The sequence below is a fragment of the Streptomyces sp. HSW2009 genome (genome assembly GCF_040240285.1).
Taxonomy (GTDB): domain Bacteria; phylum Actinomycetota; class Actinomycetes; order Streptomycetales; family Streptomycetaceae; genus Streptomyces.
The window spans coordinates 1-945 of the sequence record NZ_JBEHZD010001067.1 but is presented as its reverse complement, the minus strand read 5'-3'; the positions used below and the strand labels follow the sequence as shown (position 1 = coordinate 945).

The window sequence follows — 945 nt, the reverse complement described above, 5'->3', positions numbered from 1 at the left end:
ACCCCCCCGCCCTTCCCCACCCCGTTGCGGCGGTCGGGGGCCTTGGCGCGGCCCCGCCGCGAAGGGCCCTCTACGTGCCGGGTGGTGGGGCGGGACGGCAGGGCAGCAGGGCGGGTGGGGCGGTCGTCGAGGCCGACCTCGACCTCGACCGTGGGGTTGCCTCGCGAATCGAGGATCTCGCGGGCTACGACGACGTCGATAGACGGCACGAGCGGTCTCCTTCGTGTGGGTCTGAGCTTCTGCGTCATGAGCCTAACCGGCCCCGGTGCCCCGGCTCGCCGCGCGCCCGTCCGACGAGACGACAGCGCGGACAAAAACGCAGATCGCTGGGCGAACGGCACACCCGAATCGGTGGCGCGGCTCCCCGGGCGGCGTTGGCCGGGGCGGGCACAAAGGGCGCTCGCGGCATGCCTACGCCCCGTGGGCGACGGTACGCCGTCGCCGCCGCGTACGCCTCGCGTCCATTCGACGTCCAGGCGGGGACGGGGTCCCGTGCGGCGGCTGGGTGTGGGGGCGTAGGGGGCTGTGGAGCGGGTGGTGGCGCTGTGCGGCAACGGCCGGCGGCCGGGCGCGGGGGCTGCGCCCGTGGGGAGGCCGGGGCCTAGCCGTACGACTGTGGCTCGCGGGGGCCGTGGGGCGTACGGGCCTTCGGCTCGTACCGGTCGATTCGTACGGACTGCGCTCGTACGGACCGACTCGTACGGGCCGCGCGGCGGGCGGGCGCGGTGGGGCGCGGGTTGCGGGCCGGGGCGGCGTGGGGCCGGGGTGACGCAACGCGGAGCCCCGCCGCGATGCGCTCGGGGGAAGGCGCACCGTGGCGGGGCGGTCTGCGGCGCCGTGTGGCGCTGGGGTACGGCAGCCCGGCCGCGGGGGGGGGGGGGGGGGGGGGGGGGGGGGGGGGGCGGGGGGGGGGGGGGGCGGGGGGGGGGGGGGGGGGGGGGGGGG

General features: G+C 78.8%; 1 pseudogene. It reads right to left on the bottom strand.

The features are described 5' to 3' along the window. Positions 1–209, bottom strand: a pseudogene (gene eno, locus AAHZ94_RS34575) (phosphopyruvate hydratase); the annotation flags it as partial. Positions 210–945 lie beyond the last annotated feature (736 nt).